The 476-nt window shown below is 49.8% G+C and carries 1 protein-coding gene and 1 pseudogene; both read right to left on the reverse strand.

The genetic code is table 11. From position 1 onward, the window contains the following. The coding region (locus tag R0K30_RS21045) for an adaptor protein MecA (protein ID WP_410612700.1) at positions 1-87 on the reverse strand (87 nt) is incomplete at its 3' end. A gap of 151 nt (positions 88-238) precedes the next feature. Further along, positions 239-476, reverse strand: a pseudogene (locus R0K30_RS21050) (metallophosphoesterase); the annotation flags it as partial.

A 476-nucleotide genomic window follows, 5' to 3' on the forward strand; every position in this document is an offset into this window, starting at 1 on the left:
GTCTTCTTTTGTCAGTCCCCGATCAGTCAGATCGTCGAGGGTTAAAAAGATTTTAATCTTATTATAGTTCAGACGCTCAAGCCGCATAATGTTCCCTCCTGCCTCTTCTTGCACACAAATCATATAACACAGTATATGAATAAATGAGTCATAGGTTCTTAATTTGTTATCAGTTTACACCGTGTACAGCGGGAAGACAAGCAGAATGCCGTTTTTTATCACAGCGGCCGGGTTTGTTTCAGGAAGACGGCTCATCCGGTCCGCACAGCGTAATCATATGCGTCTCCGGTTTCGCCCCGAGCCTCAGCGGAACTTTTGTCGTCCCGTAGCCGTTGCTGATCAGGTAATGCGCTTTTTTTACCGTTCCCGTCCCGCCCAATTCGTACGGCCCGAACCGGCCGAAACGGATTTGGCCGCCATGCGTATGGCCGCTGAACACAGCGTCAATCCCGTCTGACTCCCTCATCTGCTCATGG

This window comes from Bacillus sp. SIMBA_154 (genome assembly GCF_046536015.1).
GTDB lineage: Bacteria > Bacillota > Bacilli > Bacillales > Bacillaceae > Bacillus > Bacillus pumilus_P.